Origin of the sequence: Vibrio vulnificus CMCP6 (assembly GCF_000039765.1) — a bacterium.
Classification (GTDB): domain Bacteria; phylum Pseudomonadota; class Gammaproteobacteria; order Enterobacterales; family Vibrionaceae; genus Vibrio; species Vibrio vulnificus_B.
Genome location: NC_004460.2, coordinates 727,357 through 742,715, shown reverse-complemented (window position 1 = coordinate 742,715; position 15,359 = coordinate 727,357). Strand labels below are relative to the sequence as shown.

Here is a 15,359-nt window from a genome sequence, read left to right as displayed (position 1 = left end):
CAGACTTAGAGCCGTGCTGTTGTTCATGCCATTACTCCTTGATGTTTTCTCTCACGCAGTTCCAGCCAGCCTTGTAAAGTGTTAATCACAAAAAGAATGACCAGAGAAAAAGCCAGCATGGCACAAGCGATTGCTGTCGCACCAGGATAGTCGAACTGCTCTAGTTTGGTGACAATCAGTAGCGGGGTAATTTCAGAAACAAACGGTAAGTTACCTGCGATAAAAATCACTGAACCGTACTCACCCACACCGCGAGCAAACGCTAAGGCAAAACCTGTCAGAAGTGACGGCAGTAGATGCGGAATAATCACACGGCGGATGGTATACCAACGGCTCGCTCCCAAAGCAGCAGCGGCTTCCTCCAGCCCTTGCTCAAAATCTTCCAAAATCGGCTGCACCGTTCTGACGACAAACGGAAAACCGATAAATATCAGTGCTAGTGTGATCCCCAGCGGGGTGTAAGCCACTTTGATTCCGGCTTGCAATAAAGGACCGCCAATAGGACCGTTTGGGCCGTAAATAGCGACTAATGCAATGCCCGCTACCGCTGTCGGTAAAGCAAATGGAAGATCAATCAACGCGTCAACAATTCGTTTGCCACGAAAAGAGTAACGTACTAGCACCCATGCGACTAAAGAGCCAAATATTAAATTGATCAATGCAGCCACAAAAGCCGCACCAAAGGTGAGCTGATAAGAAGCAACGACTTGCGGATGTGTCACGACGGCCCAAAATTGTGACCAACTGAGTGTCATGGTTTTACCCACGAGTGCCGCCATGGGTAGTAAAACGATCAATCCGAGATAGAACAGGGTGTAACCCAGACTCAATGAGAGTCCGGGGATCACTGAATATTGTTTGAATCCTTTCATTTATTTTTGACTCGGTTGGTAAATTTCATCAAACACACCACCGTCATTGAAATGCGTTTGTTGTGCTTTTTGCCAACCACCAAACTCGTCATCAATCGTGATCAGATGGACATCGGGAAAGAGAGCTAGGTCGTTTTTCTCGGCATATTTTGGGCTTACTGGACGGTAGAAATGTTTCGCGGCCAATTTTTGTGCTTCAGGGCTATAAAGGTATTCAAGATAAGCTTGGGCTTCTTTGGCTACACCATGTTGATCAGCATTTTTGTCAACGACCGTAACTGGGGGCTGAGCTAGGATACTGATAGAAGGTACGACGATTTCAAATTCACTGGCACCTTGCAGCTTCTCTGTGGCCAGTAAAGCTTCGTTTTCCCATGCGAGCAGAACATCACCAATACCATTACGAACAAAGGTGTTTGTTGAGCCTCTCGCGCCTGAGTCAAGAACCGGAACATGCTTGTACAAGTCTCCGACAAATTGGCGAATGTTTGCTTCATCTCCATGATACTGTTTAGCCGCATAAGCCCACGCGGCCAAGTAGTTCCAACGTGCACCACCGGAGGTTTTGGGGTTAGGAGTAATTACTTCAACGCCAGGCTTGATCAAGTCTCCCCAGTCTCGAATGTTTTTGGGGTTGCCTTTGCGTACCAGAAAGACAATAGTCGAAGTATAAGGTGCGCTAGCATGAGGGAACTGGTTTTGCCAATCGGTATTGAAGAGTTGCGTACGAGCTTGTACCGCATCAATATCGTAGGCTAGAGCCAGCGTTAAAACATCTGCTTTTAGTCCATCAATCACCGCTCGAGCTTGTTTACCTGATCCTCCATGTGATTGACGGATCTGAACATCAATTCCCGTTTTTTCTTTGTAGTCTTGGCTGAAACTTTCATTAAACTCACGATAAAACTCTCGAGTTGGATCATAGGAGACATTGAGTAAGGTCTTGGTCTCTGCCAACAATTGCCCGCTAAAACCAGCCAATGCGGCGATCAGAGTGATTCCGACTATTTTTTTCATAATGATTCCTTTTAGATTGAGTCCTTATCTCAATTACAAAAAGAATGCCACTTTTTAAGTTATTGATTTAAATAGTTAAGTTTTATTTTGTTTTGTTAAATTCTATTTTTCATAACAAAAACCACTAAATACAGTGGTTTTTCATTGAATAAATGGACGATATTCATCTATCTGCTTGTGTGATGTAAATGAGGCTATCAAGGAGCACCTTTACTTTGGGATAGGGGCCATGTCCAGACTCAATATTAATGTGCCCGGCATATCCAGCGTTGTGAAACAGCATTCCCCACTTTAATGACAACTCGTGTGCGTCCTTATAATCCATCCACGGATCATTCTGGGAAGCAACGATGAGACCAGTAATTCCTAGCGGCTTATCTGGTAGAGCGGCTGAAATGGTTGGGGAAGTCGGAAAATCGTTGATGTGTCCATCTTCCGTGAAGCGAAGGGGAGAGGCTGGCGCAACAAGTAAAGCCGTATTCACCATGTGCCTCTGCTGTTTTATTGCCAGTACAGCAGCAAGGCAACCAAAACTGTGAGCAACAATGGTCACGGGGTGTGTTTGCTGGGCAAGATACTCGCTGATGTGTGTAGACCAATTGAAAAGTGCGGGTTGGTGATAGTCAATGGCCTTGAGACGCTGCGCATTAGGATATTGCTTTTCAATCCATGTTTGCCAGTGGCCTCTCGGATTGCCTTTGTAACCAGGGACGATGAGAATGTTACCTTTCATAGTCATTTCCATATTGTCTTTGAGGTGGAGCAGTCCCTAATCAGATCTTGTGCCATTTCTACTGTTGGCAAGTAATTTCCCAATAAATTATTGATAAATAGAAATTAGTTTTATTGAGTTGAATCTTTAATATAATCTTTTATTTGATTTGGTAATTAAAAATTATTTATATATAACATTTATTCCATTTAATCTCGCTGATAATCTCTGAAATCGATGGAATGCTCACCATGATTATTGGATACAACAAAGGCTTAAAACGTGCGATACGTGAAGTTGGATTGGTCGCACAAACTGACTCAACTGCATTAATTCTTGGCGAAACAGGCTCGGGAAAGGAACTCATAGCGCGTTATATTCATCAACACTCCTCAAGAGCTAACAATAGCTTCATTCGTGTAAACTGTGGTGCTATTCCGTCGGAGCTGATTGATTCAGAGCTTTTTGGTCATGAAAAAGGAAGCTTTACTGGGGCCTCATCGAAAAAAAAAGGTTGGTTTGAAAGAGCTAACGGTGGAACCCTTTTTTTAGACGAAATTGGAGAATTGAGCCTAGCGGCACAGGTTCGTTTACTTAGGGTGCTTCAAGAAGGGACTCTAACGCGTGTTGGTGGAGAACAAGAGATCAATGTGAATGCCCGTATCGTTGCCGCAACTCATCGAAATCTAGAAGAATCTGTTAAAGGCGGTATCTTTCGTGAAGATCTTTGGTTTCGAATTAATGTTTTTCCTATTCGTTTACCAGCGTTGCGAGACAGAATAGAAGACATTGCTGATTTAGCAGAGTACTTTGCCCAGAAAGCATCCAATAAACTAGGACTTCCCTTGGCCTTACCCACAGAGTCACAAATTAGTTACCTGAAAAAATACGAGTGGCCAGGTAACGTGCGGGAACTTCAGGTCATCATTGAAAGAGCGGCAATACTGGGTCAAGGTGCATTTTTGGCGATTGAAGAATCGCTCGTTCTTCCTCAGGCATCTATAGACAATAATGGTAAGGTTGCTAATCAGGTAAGAGAGCCAATACGTACAAATGGAGTTTTTCTGACTTTAAATGAAGCGTTAAAGCTGCACATTACTAAAGCGTTAGTTCATTGTCATGGCCGAGTTGAAGGGCCATTTGGGGCGGCACAACTGCTGGCAATTAATCCGAATACTCTTCGCTCAAAAATGAAAACTCTGGGAATTAGCAAAACGAATTACTTTAAGTAGATATTGGTTCTGTGGAGTAACGTAAATAGTACAACTTATATGCAACTTGGTTGTCTTGTCTTGAACAGTTTCACGGCTTGCAATCGCCCAACACTTTACTAGACCAAGGCATGCCGATCATTCAAGCTGCTGAGCAGTTTAAAGTGAAATCTCCAACGATTGAAAAATGAGTACATCAATTTTTGAATGGCAATACAACGCTTGGGAGGATGGCACTTATGAAACCGTTCAAAAGCTAATACAATGGCGAAGACATCTATGCGTTATATGATGAACCTTTAGCGTTATGATCGTAAGTGTCGCATTGTTGGGATGAACCTTTTAAATTTGGTTGTATGAATATTATGGCGTTCATACATGACGTGTAAGGAGTTATGAGATTTTGAGTTTTCTCGGCACTAAACCGCACCAGCAGTGTTGGACACCTCACGAAGTGACTTTCGATACTGAAAGTTATCCGAATTTTCTAAATTCAGGTTATTACTCTAAATAACTTTTGACCCTTTTCTTGTTTGAGTAAATAAACATTTACACACTTAATATTAGTTTGGTATATCAGAACTAATGACACGATGCAGAGTTGCGAGACTGATTATTTCCGTGGTTCATCCCTGAAACACATACAAAAATCACATAGCTTGTCGATATGGCTTGAGTTGCTTATAAGGAGAGAGCAAGATTGGCTTTAGAAAAAGTTAATAATTCGCCAAGAACTTAATATGACGGTGAAAGAGGCTTTTGACAATAGCAAACGTCCTTACGACTCAAGGCGTATCCAAAAAGAACTGGCGGAACACGGTGACAGCTATAATGTTAAAACCATTGCAGCTAGCATGAAGCGCCAGGATTTAACGCCGAAAGCGGCACGCAAGTTTAAGTGTACAACGGACAAGCAAACATAAAATGCCTGTTGCTCCGAACATGCTGCGCTGGCTCAGAATTTTAACGCAGAGGCTCCGAATGACCGCTACACTGATCTTTGATGCACTATCAATGGCTTTGTTTCGTCGTGGATTCTTGGAGTAGATTATCGTTCACCGAGATCGAGGTTCCCAGTATTGTTCAAAAGACTGTCGAGATCTTATAACTGCTTATAATTTTGAGCAAAGTATGAGCAGATAAACATTACTGTTGACGACCAATGAATCGACAAAGGAGCCCAGATGAGATGGTTCTGTCTTTGCTCGCCGACTGACACTAAACTTTATATTTGCACTCTTCTACCAAAACGACGCAATCTTTCACAATTCTGTTGCCGAATTCCGTAAGTTTTCCTGATTTCTCTAAGACTTCAACCGTCTGATAAAACTTGTCGGTGAATGGCAGTTCGTTATTGGCTTCATTATAGTGGCTGCTGATCTGATGTGTCTCAAGATGAACGTCTGGATTTTTTAGTAATTGGTTGAAACCGTAAATGGTCCTTGCCAAGACAAACATCGCGTGGAACACCCCACTAATCGGTCGCTCATCTTTCCTAAAAGGTGTGTAAAAAAGACCATCGTCGTCTGTAATAATCGGGTCATGATGCCAAAGTTGATACAATAGGTTGTGCGCGGATTCGTGGATAATATGTTCTGCCAAACGGCTCCAGTGTTCAGAGGATTTATCAAGATAGCGAATATTGAACATGCCCAGCATACTGAGATAACTACCAGCATTAACACAAGGAGAACTCATGATGTGTATTTGAGAGACGACCGTTTTTATTTCGTCATATAGCTCAGGACAGGAACATTCGATGTAGTTTAAACACTTTTCCACTTCAGCCCGTGTGTAGCGAAACTGAGATTCGCTAGGAACAGTGATCCCTTGATTACGTTTCTTAAGATGCTCGCCATAGCACTCCAAGTGATCATCAGCGATTAAGTTTTCTAAAACCTCATTCGTAAACTGATGATATCTATGCCCATACAAAACAATCTCTATCTTGTTTTCATTGACCGGACTCAATTCCGACAGCAAGTGTGTAAAAAGAAGTTCAGGCTTCCAATGCTCACTCTCAATATTTCTGATCATGTATTCATGATATAAAAAAGCTTGTGGCATATTTTGACGAAACGACACTTGTTTTCGACCTAAGACCTCTTTGAGATCGCTTTCTTTAACGTCAAAGAAGCCATGTATATAAATTAAACTCTCTGCTAATTCTTCTAGATTGCATTTAATGATCCAATCCGCTCTCTCGGCACTTGGCTTTGCCCAATTTGCAGTTGTTATTTCCATTTATTTGAAGGCCTGTGGGTAATGAGTTGTGTAGTAGTGGACCAATTCTTCGTCTTTTGTTTTTAAAACCGCCACACTCTCTTTTGAAAACACAATAAAAGTGAGTGATAAGACAATAAGAACGCCCATAAACATCACCAGACTATTAATATCCAGTTGTGTGTTATCAATGAGGTAGCTAAACGTAAAACTGCCTAATGGTATGCTCAAGATACAAAGCGTAAAGATCGCAGATTCTATCCTAGCCTTATAGTTTGCAGGTACGGCATGACCTCTAAGTGAGCTAAAAGGAATACCTTTGATGGTGAGTCCCATCCCTGAGCTGAAGAGTGCAAACGCTTTTATGTATGTGTGTTCAAATGCAGCGAAAGCCACTACCCCGACACCAATTAAAAGTCCACCTAAAAGAACTTGGTGATATCGGTTCATAAACGAAGCCGCTCTCATCGCCATCGTCCCTCCAGCTATCATTCCAACTGCGATCGCAGACTCAAACAGCACAACATAACCAATGTTGTTATTGAGACTCTGTTGGACATAGATTGGTATAACAATTGAAATTAGTGGGGTTAGAATGAAATTGCCGACCATCGCTGAAAAACAAAACATCACTTCAGGTTTTAATGTGCTTAAACTTCGAAAACCTTGAGTAAGCTGGGAAACTCTTTTCCCAGAAACCTCTCCCTGCTCAGGCGAAACACTAGGAAGACGCACCGATAAAATTAGGACGAGAGACAGTAAATAGAGTGCTGTTGTGACAAACAAAGATACTTCTATACCAATCGCATAAATGACCCCACCACCAATAATGACACCTATTATCACTTGCAAAGAGTTCAACGTTGCAGCCAAACCAATGGCCTTTGTTAACCTGTCTTGACTCACTAAAAGGGGGATTACGGCATTAGGGGCTGCTGAGATTGCACTATTGAATATGGAGAGTATTGAAACGAGTAAGATACAAATGAGCAAGGAGCTATTGAAGGACAACAGTAGCGTTGCCGCCACCGCAGAGCCGATGCTCGAAATCAGTATGATGGTTTTCTTTGAGTAGATGTCTAGGAAATAACCTGAAACCGGCAAAAATAGAATATTAGCAATCCACATAATGGCCACTAAAAGTCCAACACTTTCTGCTTGGCCAAATGACTGCACTAAAGCCCATATCACGATAATCGTCGTACTTCGAAAAGCAACGATGGAGGCTAAGTGAGAAAAAATATACAAGTAGTAGTTCATCAAATAACCTCCAAAACTTCTTTCGATTAGTTCTCTACCACTTTAAGAACAGGAGAACCTTTCTTTTTTACAGAAAAAAGTTTTGATTTATCTAGCTTTTTCATGATGTCTTTCCTCTTTCTACGTTGATTGGATTACAATCTTTCGATTGTTAAGTAATTGTTAGCTGCAATATCGTTATACCGAGTTTTCAAACTTCAGTGCAAGTTGGTTCGTACAAAAAATAATCAACAGTAGACATTTAGCCCAAAAACGTCCCACTTTGGTGATATTTCTATTTTTAAAATAAATGAAATGGAATCAGATAAAATAAGAAAAGAAGAAGCACATCGACAAGGTTAAAAGATGACTATAGCTGGCACTTCTTTTCAAGTAGAACAGGGGTAGTTTGTTCTACCTAGTTTTTCGTTCACAAAAAATAACGTTCAAAGAACACTATATTTAATTTTCTCGGAAATAAAGCGCTAATTAACATTGACAGTAAATGCAAGAAATATTCATTTACACATAAAAACAAATGCTTACGTTGTATAATTGTACTTTGTAGCTCGTCGCAGCAATTTGATATTTATATGATTATCAGCGACATAAGTTTCAGTTCACAGCCCATTCGCACATATTAAGTCAAGTTAAATCCACCCTGTAAATGTATAAATGACAAAACATTAGCCGCACGGATTGTTTCCTTGAAAATATTTATTGCACTCTCACTCCTTGTTTTTTCTTTTTCCACTTACTCATCAGATCACCTTCGATTGGCCACTTACAACTCGAAGTTTTTATCGGCCTACATGAACAAAGTTAGGGTCATCAACTATCAAGAAACGGTCCCTAGACTCAATGCAGACATTATTGCCCTTCAAGAGGTCAGGGATCGCTACGCTTTAGAGCGCTTTTCCCACCTGATCAATGCAACATCATCATCGACGATGAAAGCACAGATGACATGAACTTGGCTTTTGCGATTCAAAAAGGCCTCGATTTCCGCTTGGCCTCAGGCAACATCTCAAATGCAGATGAAAATATCGATTTTGCTTTTCCAAAATCAAATAGTCATTTTATTGATTAACCAACAAAAGTCTTGGAAGTGTGTTAGCATGGTTGCTTACCCTACCGCTTAGTAGGGACTTCTTTTCTTTTCCGAACTCACATCTCGGCACTCCTTAGTAGCCCCCTAAGCCTTACTGCAGGCTTTAATTATGTCAATTTCAACTAGAAAGTTAAGAAACATCTTTCAATTAACTAGAACCGAACATATAAAAAACGACCATAGCCCAACTCGTCCGGAACCTTGGACGCCTCTTTGTCATAAAGTTAATCCGACGACGCCCACTGCAATTATTTACTGTGAAGGTAACTTTGGTAAAACCGACGGAAAAACAGCGAACGGTTTGGTAAGACACTCTCCCAATTATCGAATTTTGTCGGTGATTGATAGTGAACTTTCAGGCTCTAACTCTGGAGAAATACTTGACGGTAAAAAAAACACCATTCCCATCTTTTCAGACCTAGAAGAAGCCCTGCGTCACACAGACATCGCTCCTAGCTACTTTATTTTTGGAATTGCACCATCAAATGGCTTACTTTCTGACACCGAAAGAGACATCCTTCTAAAAGCTATGTCTTGTCATATAAACATCATTATTGGATTACATGAATTTCTAACCGAAGACCCTGTTTTTATTGAAGCCAGTCTCAAATACAACGTCCATATCGTTGATGTTCGCAAACCCAAGAACAACGAAAATATGCAATCATTTAGTGGAAAAATACACCAAGTCAAATGCCCTAGAATTGCGGTAATGGGGACAGACTGCGCTTTAGGAAAAAGAACAACTGCGACTATTTTAACCAACGAGTTAAGAAACAAAGGGCTGAATGTCGTTATGATAGCAACGGGGCAGACTGGCATTATGCAAGGCGCTCCCTACGGTGTTGCGCTAGACGCCGTCTCTTCTTTTTTCTGTGCTGGTGAGTTGGAAGCGGTCATTGTGAAGGCCTATGAGAATGAAAACCCCGATATCATCATCATCGAAGGCCAAGGGGCATTGAGTCACCAAGCCTTTTCTACCAGCTCTCATATATTACGAGGCTGCTGTCCAACGGCTGTTATTTTGCAGCACGCCCCGAAACGGGCGTATCGCGTTGATTTCCCAGAACTGCCAATCCCGTCAGTAGCCTATGAAATCAATCTTATTCAGGCCTTCTCAGACACCACTGTGATAGGATTAACACTGAATCACGAAGGGTTGTCTTCCGATGAAATACTATCAGCAATCAGTGCTTATTCTGCTGAGTTGGGCCTACCGGTGACAGACCCATTGTCTCAACCTAAAGAACATCTGTTACAAATGATCTTCTCAGCCTATCCTTTGCTAGAAAATACTAGAGCAGAACTAAGGTGAGGTACCCAAAGCTAGATCTCGATTGTTTTAAAATTCATCATAATACTCAGTATCTCATTGAACGACTGGCTTTAAAAAATGTGTCAGTCACACCTGTGACAAAATCCTGTTTAGGCCATCCCATCATTGCTCAGCTTCTCATTGATGCTGGTGCAAGTACACTAGCAGACTCCAGAATCGAAAATATCCAAAGAATGGTCCATTCTGGGATTACGGTACCCAAAATGCTCATTCGTACCCCAATGCTGAGCCAAACAGCGAAGGTTGTAGAGTATTGTGATATCAGTTTGAACACTGAAATCCAAGTTATTCAGCAACTCTCCCGCGTTGCAAAACAAGTGAATTCCAAACACGGCGTGATAATCATGGTTGAGCTTGGGGATTTAAGAGAAGGAGTGATGCCAAGTCGTCTCATTGGTTTTATTAGTGAAATCATATCTTTACCTAATATAATCATAAAAGGCATTGGGGCGAATCTTACCTGTCGCTACGGCATCACACCGGATGACAAAAAAATGAGACTTCTGTCTGATCTCGCTGATGGTATCGAAGCCGTATTTGGTATCAACCTTGAGATTATTTCCGGAGGCAACTCCTCTTCCATCAATTGGGTTCTGGCTCATCAAGGGAGAACTCGCATCAACAACTTGCGACTAGGGGAAGCCATTTTTCTCGGTTGTGTGCCTAATGAGCAACAACCGCTCGGAGGTCTCCACACAGATGCGGTCACATTAACTGCTGAAGTGATCGAAGCCAAAATTAAACCATCTCTGCCCTGGGGTAATCGAGGCGTAAATGCATTTGGTGAGAAGGAAGCACTCCAAGACCGAGGATCCGTTGCACAGGCGATTCTTGCCCTAGGCCGTCAAGATGTTTGTGTTCAGGGGCTGCACCCACCTGACGACATGAGTATTGTGTCATCGAGTAGCGATCATCTGATCATTGAAACAGCCGAAGAGTCTCTAATTGTTGGAAATAAAGTGCCATTTAAACTCGATTACAGTGCATTTTTATCCGCGATGTCTTCAAGTTCAGTGCATAAAGTGTTTAACCATCGTTGCCTAAGAAAAGGCTTATGAGGGACACGGTCTCTGGATTCCGTCTAGAAGGGTATACGTAGCAGATGTTCATTTAACATGTATACAATACCGTCAAATCGCTCCCAAATAAAAGCGAAAGAGGACTCCAATACGGTAGATTGCCTCAATACCATCTTTTTACTTAAGGTCATGAACTCATTCTAAGCGGACTAAATGAATAATACTTTCATAATGTCTTGAGCGATATGCTGTTACTCGACTTCTCCATATAGACTCAATGGGAGAAGAGCTTTATCTCAGATTTACACCACAAGGTGATAACAAAACGCTCCTTATCAAGTAAACAAAAACAATGTGTTTTGCCCCTTTCCAAACAAGCTAAAGTGGTGAAAAACACGCAGGTAACTGGACGAAAAAAATCTTATCTCTCCCCTAGGTTAAGGAACGTAGGGAGATTTGCTCCCGTTACGATTTGGTTTAGTAAAAGACAAGCGACAAGAGGTTTTATGATGTTGGTAAATTTTAGTTGTAAAAATCATGCAAGTGTCACAATGTTTGGGGACGTGGCCCAAGAAATGATAAAAATGATGGGACATAGCGGAGCTATACCAGGCGCAATTCTCGCACCAAACATTCCAGAAGCGTTGAAGCAGCTCAAAAGCGAACTGAAACAAGAAAACATACGACGCCTTAATCTTGTTGAAACACAAGAAGAAAATGAACACTCAGAACATTCCGTCTCGATTATTGTTCGAGCCTATCCATTACTTAACTTATTAAATTCGGCAATAGCGGGGGAGTGTGACGTTATGTGGGACACACTTTGATGCACATAACGACGCCTCCTCCCATACCTTTATTTAAAGGGGGACAGTAACTCGGTTGTGTGTGTATTCGTCACGATAGAGCTTAAGTCCTCTTCTGTTTTTCTCTAGCCGCGAAATACCGTAAACAGAGGAAACCAATTAAAGCCGAAGTAATGGACGCGATGAAGATACCCAATTTCGCAGCATTTATTTGGTCTGGGTTATACGCTAGTTCCGAGATGAATAGTGCCATAGTAAAACCAATACCAGCCAACATACCTCCCCCAAATACCATTCCCCAATTCAAATTTTCAGGCAATTTCGCGATCCCTAGCCAGACAGCAATCCAACTAAACAAGACAATACCGATAGGTTTACCAAAAACAAAACCCACAAAAACAGCCAGCGTAATAGGAGACGTTAGGTTTACACTGGTCAATGAAACTCCCGCGTTAGCAAGAGCAAACAACGGTAAAACAACAAACCCGACCCAAGGATGAAGCAACATTTCCAGCCGCTCTACAGGTGAAAGCGTTTCTCGTGCAGCCGCCGCTGCGGTTTTTAAGATCTCTCCTTCTCTCTTGTCACCACTCCATTGTTGACTAGGTGAAGATGGCACTAAAGCCTCCATAATGATAAAAAGATGCTGCCTACTCATCCATTTATTCGTGGGGGTTAGTAAGCCGAGAATCACTCCTGTAATTGTTGGATGAACACCAGACATATCGATAACCAACCATATTGCTCCGCCGACAATAGAAAAGAGTACAAGACTACGGACCCCTAAGAAAGCCATCGCACGGACAAGCATAAAGCCCAACAACGCATAGGATAACACCAGCCAGTCAACCGCTTCTCCGTAACCAATAGCGACAACAAAGATCGCACCGATATCATCCACCACGGCCATTGATAACATGAATATCCGCAAACTGCTTGGAATGCTTCGCCCTAAGAGTGCAAGACATCCGATCACAAAGGCGGTATCCGTTGCCATGACCGTCCCCCAACCATGCTGACCGGATTCACCGTACTGTAGAAGTAAGTAAAAAAGAGGCGGGGTCGACATGCCTCCAAGAGCAGCAGCAATGGAAAGGAGAGCTAATTGGGGATTGCGAAGTTCACCTAGCACTAACTCACGCTTAAGCTCCAAGGCAATAAGAAAGAAAAATAGGGTCATTCCGGCATCATTGACCCATTTGTGTAATGAACGCTCAAAAACTAAATCACCAACCGTCATCCCTAGCGAAATCTGCCAAAAACGAGCAAACTCCTCACTTAAATGTGAATTAGCCAATAAAACAGCTAAGAGCGTTGAAATAAACAGTACAATTCCAGCGGCAGATTCAATATGAATAAAACGGTATATAGGACGAGATAACCAATCAATGTACTCTATTGGTAGCCGGGTCAGATTAATGGCTGCTCTCTTCTTTCTTTTAGTCATTGCTTTTCAGCCGTGCCATTTAAGCTGCCTTCAACACCATTAAGAAACTTGAATAATTCACTATTGGTAGACAAAACCAGTGTTGTGTTTTCTGCCAGGACAGTTGAGTAAGACTGCATCGTTCGTGTGAACTCATACAGACGTGTTGCTTCAGGGTTTTTATTGTAAGCTGACGCATAAATTTCAGCAGCTTTCGCATCGGCTTGCCCTCGAATCTCTTCTACCTCTCGATAGGCCTCAGATTGAATCATATTCAAATCTCTGATCCGGTCACCTCGGATCCTTGCTGCTTCCCCATTGCCTTCCGACAAAAAACGTTCTGCAATTTGACGACGTTCACTGACCATTCGCTCGTAAATTTTGGGACGAACACTCTCATTGTAGTTAATACGTTTGAAACGAATATCGAGCAGTTCAATACCAAAAATTTTTATTTTTTCTGCCGCTGCTAAGAATATTTCTTGTTCTACTAATTGACGACCTTTTTGAATAGGCACGAGAGCGCCAATTTTTAACGCTCTTTCAGCCTCGCTCAGTAAGGGGTCTCGCAACGGTTTTCGATTTTTGTTTGTTCGGATTATTTCTATCAGTTCATGTTTTGCCACTGCATTTCGCGTTTCACTACCCAAAATATCGTCCAGCCGTGATTGTGCACTGCGCTCATCTTTGAGACGTAAGAAGTATTGAAGCGGATCGATAATTCGCCACCGAGCAAATAGGTCTACAGAAATATACAGTTTGTCTTTTGTTGGCATATCAGAAGGTCGTCCATCCCACTCCAAGACACGTTTATCGATCATGTTTATTTCTTGAATGTAGGGTATTTTTATCTTCAATCCTGCATTCACAATAGGCGTCCCGATAGGCTTGCCAAACTGAGTGATAACGACCTGTTGAACTTCATTAACCGTGTACAATGCATTGTATAGGCTAAGAGACACACCCAAAATCAATGCGATTACAAGCCCTACGTTAATCGGTTTCATTTTGCATCTCCTTGTATTTTATTGAGATCAAGCAGGGGCAAAATACTGTTGGTTCGCTCATCAATGATAATCTTGGTGTGAATATTCGGTAAGACGACCTGCATTGTTTCAAGATAGATTCTTCGCAAAGTCACTTCAGGTGCTTTAACGTACTCAAGCAGTAAAGCATTGAAACGAGCCGTATCCCCCTCTGCCTCATTAATGCGTTTTAAGCGATAACCATCAGCTTCTCTGATTCGCTGATCTTTTTCTCCTAGCGCTAAAGGGATCACTTTGTTGTAATCTCTACGAGCTTCGTTAATCAGTTTCTCTTTTTCTTGTTGAGCTTGATTTACTTCATTGAACGACGCTTGGACAGGTTGAGGTGGGTTGATGTTTTTCAACTGAACTTGGTCAATTCTGATCCCTAAGACATATTTCGTAGAGAGCGCTTGCATTTTTGATAGAGCTTCGGACTCAATTTCTTGCCGACCTATGGTGATCACTTCATCCACAGTCCTATCTCCTACCACTTCGCGCATCACAGATTCAGAAACATATCGAAGGGTCTCACTAGGCTCACGGACTTCGAATAGAAAATGGATGGGTTCAGAGATTCTATACTGCACCACCCACTCGACAAGAGCGGCATTTAAATCACCAGTCACCATTTGCATTTCTTGATGCCGAGAGTTGACTCGCGGATTTTGGTGAGGGTCACTTGCCCCTGGAGTAATAAACCCAAACTCTTGTTTGAGCTGTCTCTTCACAGGCACTATTTTTACGGCATCGATACCAAGTGGCATCTTTAAATGAAGCCCTGCAGGTACACTATGAACATATTTCCCAAACCGCTGTATCACCGCAACAGAATCGCTCGGCACTGTGTAAAAGACGCTCCAGGAAATGGATGTTAGAAGGAAGACGATAAGAGGAATAAATAAACTTGAACACCTTCCGTTTGGAAGCCTTTTCTTAAAATGATGAAAGAGAGTGTAGAAAGCTTCACCAAAATTAGGAGGATCTTGTTTTCCGCCCCCCCAGGGGTTTCGCGAAAGATGAATACGTTGGCTCATGAGCATGCCCTCCGGCTGTAGGGGGAACATTTTTAACCCACTCGGTTTATGCATTGAGGGATAGCCCGAAGTAACAAGGCCATATTTCGTGTCATGTTCCAAAGCTTCTCTAAACGTTTTGTCCAGGAGTGCAACTAGATGCTTTAACAAAGAACTACACGTTTAAAAGAGAGGAACAATTGCTTTTAAACGCCTGTTTTTCATCAAGTCATCCGCTTTCAAGATCTACTCTTACCTACCAAGATAAAAATGGAATCCAATAGGATAAATGTGAAAAAGCCACTTTTAGTAGTAGCGCTGAACGTTTTTCAAGAAAAATCGGAAG

At 42.0% G+C, this 15,359-nt stretch carries 12 protein-coding genes and 1 pseudogene; 5 read left to right on the top strand and 8 right to left on the bottom strand.

The genetic code is table 11. From position 1 onward, the window contains the following. Positions 1–23: 23 nt before the first annotated feature. From cysT to VV1_RS18320, 3 genes are all read right to left on the bottom strand, one after another. Positions 24–872: a sulfate ABC transporter permease subunit CysT gene (gene cysT / locus VV1_RS18330; RefSeq protein WP_011081622.1), complete on the bottom strand. Its 849-nt coding sequence runs from the start codon at positions 870–872 to the stop codon at positions 24–26. Beyond that, positions 873–1,889: a sulfate ABC transporter substrate-binding protein gene (locus tag VV1_RS18325; protein ID WP_011081621.1), complete on the bottom strand. Its 1,017-nt coding sequence runs from the start codon at positions 1,887–1,889 to the stop codon at positions 873–875. Between the two features lie 163 nt (positions 1,890–2,052). Then, positions 2,053–2,622, bottom strand: coding sequence for an RBBP9/YdeN family alpha/beta hydrolase (locus VV1_RS18320; protein WP_043921154.1), 570 nt, complete (start codon positions 2,620–2,622; stop codon positions 2,053–2,055). 230 nt (positions 2,623–2,852) lie between these two features. Between VV1_RS18320 and VV1_RS18315 the strand changes: the two genes are divergently transcribed. After that, positions 2,853–3,833 (top strand): sigma-54 interaction domain-containing protein, encoded by a 981-nt coding sequence (locus VV1_RS18315; RefSeq protein ID WP_052298477.1) that lies wholly within the window; start codon positions 2,853–2,855, stop codon positions 3,831–3,833. 704 nt (positions 3,834–4,537) lie between these two features. Next, positions 4,538–4,952: pseudogene (locus VV1_RS24055) on the top strand (DDE-type integrase/transposase/recombinase); the annotation flags it as partial. A gap of 78 nt (positions 4,953–5,030) precedes the next feature. Here VV1_RS24055 and VV1_RS18305 read toward each other — a convergent pair. Both VV1_RS18305 and VV1_RS18300 read right to left on the bottom strand, forming a co-directional pair. Further along, entirely contained in the window at positions 5,031–6,056 is a 1,026-nt protein-coding gene (locus VV1_RS18305; RefSeq protein ID WP_011081617.1) for an aKG-HExxH-type peptide beta-hydroxylase, read from the bottom strand. Beyond that, positions 6,057–7,295 (bottom strand): MFS transporter, encoded by a 1,239-nt coding sequence (locus VV1_RS18300; protein WP_011081616.1) that lies wholly within the window; start codon positions 7,293–7,295, stop codon positions 6,057–6,059. It abuts the gene before it with no gap. Positions 7,296–8,494: 1,199 nt separating this feature from the next. On the opposite strand from VV1_RS18300, the gene VV1_RS18295 reads away from it, so the two are divergent. From VV1_RS18295 to VV1_RS18285, 3 genes are all read left to right on the top strand, one after another. Further along, positions 8,495–9,700, top strand: a complete 1,206-nt coding sequence (locus VV1_RS18295) for an N-acetyltransferase DgcN family protein (RefSeq protein ID WP_043921153.1) — start codon at positions 8,495–8,497, stop codon at positions 9,698–9,700. Continuing rightward, positions 9,697–10,779 carry an alanine/ornithine racemase family PLP-dependent enzyme gene (locus VV1_RS18290; protein ID WP_011081614.1) on the top strand — a complete coding sequence of 361 codons (1,083 nt, stop codon included), beginning with the start codon at positions 9,697–9,699 and terminating at the stop codon, positions 10,777–10,779. Before VV1_RS18295 ends, VV1_RS18290 begins: the two co-directional genes overlap by 4 nt. A gap of 470 nt (positions 10,780–11,249) precedes the next feature. After that, positions 11,250–11,567, top strand: coding sequence for a DUF1840 domain-containing protein (locus VV1_RS18285; protein WP_011081613.1), 318 nt, complete (start codon positions 11,250–11,252; stop codon positions 11,565–11,567). A gap of 82 nt (positions 11,568–11,649) precedes the next feature. On the opposite strand, the gene nhaA is transcribed toward VV1_RS18285, so the two are convergent. Genes nhaA through hflK form a run of 3 tightly spaced genes read right to left on the bottom strand, consistent with a single transcriptional unit; the run spans position 11,650 to position 15,034 of the window. Continuing rightward, on the bottom strand, positions 11,650–12,993 hold the full coding sequence (nhaA, locus tag VV1_RS18280; RefSeq protein ID WP_011081612.1) for a Na+/H+ antiporter NhaA: 1,344 nt from the start codon (positions 12,991–12,993) through the stop codon (positions 11,650–11,652). Next, on the bottom strand, positions 12,990–13,979 hold the full coding sequence (gene hflC / locus VV1_RS18275) for a protease modulator HflC (protein WP_011081611.1): 990 nt from the start codon (positions 13,977–13,979) through the stop codon (positions 12,990–12,992). The genes nhaA and hflC overlap by 4 nt, the downstream gene beginning before the upstream one ends. Next, a complete protein-coding gene (hflK, locus tag VV1_RS18270; protein WP_232475372.1) occupies positions 13,976–15,034 on the bottom strand; it encodes an FtsH protease activity modulator HflK in 1,059 nt (352 codons plus the stop codon). Before hflK ends, hflC begins: the two co-directional genes overlap by 4 nt. Positions 15,035–15,359 lie beyond the last annotated feature (325 nt).

Coding starts and splice junctions, on each gene's coding strand:
- VV1_RS18315 (WP_052298477.1), top strand. CDS start 2,853: ATGATTATTGGATACAACAAAGGCTTAAAACGTGCGATACGTGAAGTT.
- hflC (WP_011081611.1), bottom strand. CDS start 13,979: ATGAAACCGATTAACGTAGGGCTTGTAATCGCATTGATTTTGGGTGTG.
- VV1_RS18285 (WP_011081613.1), top strand. CDS start 11,250: ATGTTGGTAAATTTTAGTTGTAAAAATCATGCAAGTGTCACAATGTTT.
- VV1_RS18300 (WP_011081616.1), bottom strand. CDS start 7,295: ATGAACTACTACTTGTATATTTTTTCTCACTTAGCCTCCATCGTTGCT.
- hflK (WP_232475372.1), bottom strand. CDS start 15,034: ATGAGCCAACGTATTCATCTTTCGCGAAACCCCTGGGGGGGCGGAAAA.
- VV1_RS18295 (WP_043921153.1), top strand. CDS start 8,495: ATGTCAATTTCAACTAGAAAGTTAAGAAACATCTTTCAATTAACTAGA.
- VV1_RS18305 (WP_011081617.1), bottom strand. CDS start 6,056: ATGGAAATAACAACTGCAAATTGGGCAAAGCCAAGTGCCGAGAGAGCG.
- nhaA (WP_011081612.1), bottom strand. CDS start 12,993: ATGACTAAAAGAAAGAAGAGAGCAGCCATTAATCTGACCCGGCTACCA.
- VV1_RS18325 (WP_011081621.1), bottom strand. CDS start 1,889: ATGAAAAAAATAGTCGGAATCACTCTGATCGCCGCATTGGCTGGTTTT.
- VV1_RS18320 (WP_043921154.1), bottom strand. CDS start 2,622: ATGAAAGGTAACATTCTCATCGTCCCTGGTTACAAAGGCAATCCGAGA.
- cysT (WP_011081622.1), bottom strand. CDS start 872: ATGAAAGGATTCAAACAATATTCAGTGATCCCCGGACTCTCATTGAGT.